At 64.5% G+C, this 4,003-nt stretch carries 3 protein-coding genes; 1 reads left to right on the top strand and 2 read right to left on the bottom strand.

The annotated features are described in order from the left end of the window. Positions 1–199: 199 nt before the first annotated feature. Positions 200–802: an outer membrane beta-barrel protein gene (locus tag JMF82_RS21655; protein WP_201316593.1), complete on the bottom strand. Its 603-nt coding sequence runs from the start codon at positions 800–802 to the stop codon at positions 200–202. 233 nt (positions 803–1,035) lie between these two features. Continuing rightward, positions 1,036–1,674 carry an outer membrane beta-barrel protein gene (locus JMF82_RS21650; RefSeq protein WP_201316592.1) on the bottom strand — a complete coding sequence of 213 codons (639 nt, stop codon included), beginning with the start codon at positions 1,672–1,674 and terminating at the stop codon, positions 1,036–1,038. 244 nt (positions 1,675–1,918) lie between these two features. Between JMF82_RS21650 and tkt the strand changes: the two genes are divergently transcribed. Further along, complete coding sequence (gene tkt, locus JMF82_RS21645; RefSeq protein ID WP_201316591.1) at positions 1,919–3,922, top strand: transketolase; 2,004 nt, start codon at positions 1,919–1,921, stop codon at positions 3,920–3,922. Positions 3,923–4,003: the final 81 nt, after the last annotated feature.

Raw genomic sequence — 4,003 nt, 5'->3', positions numbered from 1 at the left:
GTGTGGGCTTGTCGTTGCCCCTGGCTATTGCGCTCCGCTCGCACCCTCATCCGCCTGCGACCAAAGGGAGTCCCTGTGGTGCCGGCACCTTCTCCCCGGGGGAGAAGGATCGCACTGGTTGGTGTTGCGCTTCTTTTGAGTCAAAGAAAACGGGCGCCTCGCGGCGCCCGTTTTTTGTTTCTCTGCTCCTGAAACCCGATCAGAAGCGGTATTCCGCGCTGACGGTGTACAGGTTGGTCGGCAGGTGGATGTTCTTGTCGCTGTCGCTGGCCTGGTAGTAGTCGTAGTTCAGGCCCACGCTCCACTGCGGGGTGATGTTGTAGCCCACGCCCGCACCGGCGTAGTAGTTGGTGCTGTTGAAGCGCACCGACTGCGGGTTGAACTTGTCGTTGGTCAGGCCTTCGCCCTTGGCGAAGAAGGCGCCGCCGCGGACTTCGCCGTACCAGCGGGGGCTGAAGTTGTAGCGCAGGTCCAGACCGGCCGTGGCGCCCTGCAGCTTCGACTTGGCGTCGCCGCCGTAGGCCTGGGTATACAGGCCACGCGCATCGGCACGGCCCAGGTAGACGTAACCCACCTCGACGCCGAGCGACGTCTCGGGGTTGATCGCGAAACGGTAGCCACCCTTCACGCCACCGGCGAAGTCGCCGTTGTCATAAGGGCCCTTCTGGATCTGACCGTAGCCGGCGTTGGCGCCGACATACCAGCCCTGCTGGGCGTTCTGGCCGGCGTCCTGGGCAAAGGCGACCGGAACAGCCACCAAACCGGCGGCAGCGAAAGCAAGGGCGAGCATGGTGTTCTTCATGGGGGTACTCCTCTTCGTCTTATTGGGCCAGTCCGCGGCGCCGGGGGTTCGGTCGTCTCGCGGCTGGGCACCTCGTGCCGACGGTGCTGACCCTTAGATAGGTCCCCCTTGGGGAGTTTCAATACCGGTTAGTACATAATTAAGAGCGCATTAAGGTTGAGCCCGCCTTCAGCCGGCGCAAAAACAAAACGGGCGCCCCGCAGGGCGCCCGCGTGCGAGTCACAACCATTTGATCAGAAACGATATTCAGCCGTGATCGAGGCCGTGTCGGTGGACAGGTCCACACCCTTCTTCTTGGCGTCGAAGTAGTCGTAGCTCAGGCCAAGGCTGAAGTGCTGGTTGAAGTCGTAGCCCACGCCGGCGCCGCCGTACCAGCTGACATCGTCGAGATGGTGGCGGTTGAGCGTGTCGTTGTCGTAGCCATGGCCCTTCCAGCCATAGATGCCGGCGCGGCCGCTGACGTACAGGCCGTCCCACACGTTGATCTTGCCGTTCACGCCGGCGGTCCAACCGCGAAGGTCATTCTTCTCGCTGGTCTGGTTGACGGGCTGGCTGTTGAAGATGTTCTTCAGCTTGTAATTGCCCTGGTCGTTGTAGCCGACCTCAACGCCCAGACCCAGGTCCTGGCCCACTTTCCAGCGGTAGCCGCCGTTTAGGCCGTAGGTGGTCGGATGGTCGTTGTAGGGGCCGTTTGCCACATGACCCTCGCCCACGCTGCCGTTGATGAACCAGTTGCCGCTGCCCACCGGCTGGTTGGGCTGGTAGTTGCCGTTGGCGGCGGTGCTGGTGGACGAACTGGTGTCCTGCGCAAAGGCGGGAGCGGCGACGAAGCCGGTCGTAGCAATGGCAATGGCAAGTAGCGTCTTCTTCATGGGAGTACTCCATATGATCTTTTTGGGATCGATCCCTGAAAGAGCTGCGGGCCGGGGGAAAGGCTGATCGCAGTCACACCCGCTCCGTGGGTGCCAGGGGATTAGAGCCATGGGCGCCTGAAGGGTTTCCGTATCCCTTACCCAAAAATTAAGGGCAAATTAAGGTCTTGGGCGTGGGACAGCGGCCCGTCAATCGGCGACAATGGCGGTTTTTAGCCGCCATCGCCCCCGGAGAACCCTCTCAATGACCACCCGCCGAGAACTCGCCAATGCCGTGCGCGCCCTCGCCATGGACGCCGTGCAACAGGCCAACTCCGGCCACCCAGGCATGCCGATGGGCATGGCGGACATCGCCGAGGTGCTCTGGAACGACTTCCTGCGGCACAACCCGGCGAATCCGAAGTGGTTCAACCGCGACCGTTTCGTGCTCTCCAACGGTCACGGCTCGATGCTGCAGTACGCGCTGCTGCACCTGACCGGCTACGACCTGCCGATGGAACAGCTCAAGCGCTTCCGCCAGCTGCACTCCAAGACCGCCGGTCATCCGGAAGCCAGCGAGACCCCAGGCGTGGAAACCACCACCGGTCCGCTGGGCCAGGGTCTTGCCAACGCCGTGGGCTTCGCGCTGGCCGAGAAGGTGCTCGCCGACCACTTCAACCGTCCGGGCCACGAGATCGTCAACCACCACACCTATGTGTTCCTGGGCGACGGCTGCCTGATGGAAGGCATCTCGCATGAGGTCGCCTCGCTGGCCGGCACCTGGAAGCTGGGCAAGCTGGTGGCCATCTATGACGACAACGGCATCTCCATCGACGGCGAGGTCCATGGCTGGTTTACCGACAACACGCCGGAGCGTTTCGAGGCCTATGGCTGGAACGTGATCCGTGGCGTCGACGGCCACAACCCCGAGGCGATCAAGCAGGCGATCACCGCGGCCACCTCGCAGAGCGAGAAGCCGACCCTGATCTGCGCCCGCACCATCATCGGCTTCGGTTCGCCGAACAAGCAGGGCAAGGAAGAAAGCCACGGCGCCGCGCTGGGCAAGGACGAGGTCGCCAAGACGCGCGATGCGCTGGACTGGCGCTATGGCCCGTTCGAGATCCCGGCCGAGATCTACGCCGGCTGGGATCACAAGAAGTCTGGCGCCGAGCGCGAGCAGGCCTGGCACGACGCGGTGGCCAAGTACTCCGCGGCGTTCCCGGAACTCGCTGCCGAGTTCAACCGCCGCATCGCCGGCGAGCTGCCGGCCGATTGGGCGGCCAAGTCGCAGGCCTTCGTCGACAAGCTGCAGGCCGATGGCGTGGACGTGGCGTCGCGCAAGGCCTCGCAGATGACCATCGAAGCGTTCGCGCCGCTGCTGCCGGAGCTGATCGGCGGCTCGGCGGACCTGGCCGGCTCCAACCTCACCAAGTGGAAGGGCAGCGTCGACGCCGGGAACGGCCATGACGCCAAGGGCAACTACGTCTACTACGGCGTGCGCGAGTTCGGCATGAGCGCGATCGCCAACGGCCTGGCGCTGCATGGCGGCTTCATTCCGTACGACGCCACCTTCCTGGTGTTCTCCGACTACGCCCGCAACGCGGTGCGCATGAGCGCGCTGATCCCGGCGCACGCCATCCACGTCTACACCCACGACTCGATCGGCCTGGGCGAAGACGGCCCCACCCATCAGCCGGTGGAGCACCTCGCGTCGCTGCGCTACATCCCGAACAACCAGGTGTGGCGTCCGTGCGATGCGGTGGAATCGGCGATGTCCTGGAAGCTCGCCATCGAGCGCAAGGGCAATCCGGCGTGCCTGGTGTTCTCGCGCCAGAACCTCAAGCCGCAGCAGCGCAGCGCGCAGCAGGTGGCCGACATCGCGCGTGGTGCCTACGTGCTGTCCGATCCGCAGGACACCAAGTTCAAGGCCATCCTGATCGCCACCGGTTCCGAGGTGGAGCTGGCGATGGAAGCCGCTCGTACGCTGGCCCAGCAGAACGTGCCGGTGCGCGTGGTGTCGATGCCGTGCACGGAAGTGTTCGATGCACAGCCGCTGGAATACCGCGAAGCGATCCTGCCGGGCTGGTGCCGCGCGCGCGTGGCGGTGGAGGCGGCCACGTCCGACTTCTGGCGCAAGTACGTGGGCCTGGACGGCGATGTGATCGGCATGACCACCTTCGGCGCTTCGGCACCGGCTCCGCAGCTGTTCGAGCACTTCGGTTTCACCGTGGCCCACGTGGTCGATTCGGTGAAGCGCGTGATCGGCTGAGTGCGCCTTTCCCCTCTCCCTTTCGGGGAGAGGGCAGGGTAAGGGGCGGGTCTTGCCTCATGCCCACAAAAAACGCCGCGA

The organism is Dyella sp. EPa41 (assembly GCF_016586165.1).
Taxonomy (GTDB): domain Bacteria; phylum Pseudomonadota; class Gammaproteobacteria; order Xanthomonadales; family Rhodanobacteraceae; genus Dyella.
This window is presented reverse-complemented; position numbering and strand designations above follow the sequence as displayed.

Excerpts from the sequence above, each read along its gene's own strand:
- JMF82_RS21655 (WP_201316593.1), bottom strand. The coding sequence starts at position 802 with ATGAAGAACACCATGCTCGCCCTTGCTTTCGCTGCCGCCGGTTTGGTG.
- tkt (WP_201316591.1), top strand. The coding sequence starts at position 1,919 with ATGACCACCCGCCGAGAACTCGCCAATGCCGTGCGCGCCCTCGCCATG.
- JMF82_RS21650 (WP_201316592.1), bottom strand. The coding sequence starts at position 1,674 with ATGAAGAAGACGCTACTTGCCATTGCCATTGCTACGACCGGCTTCGTC.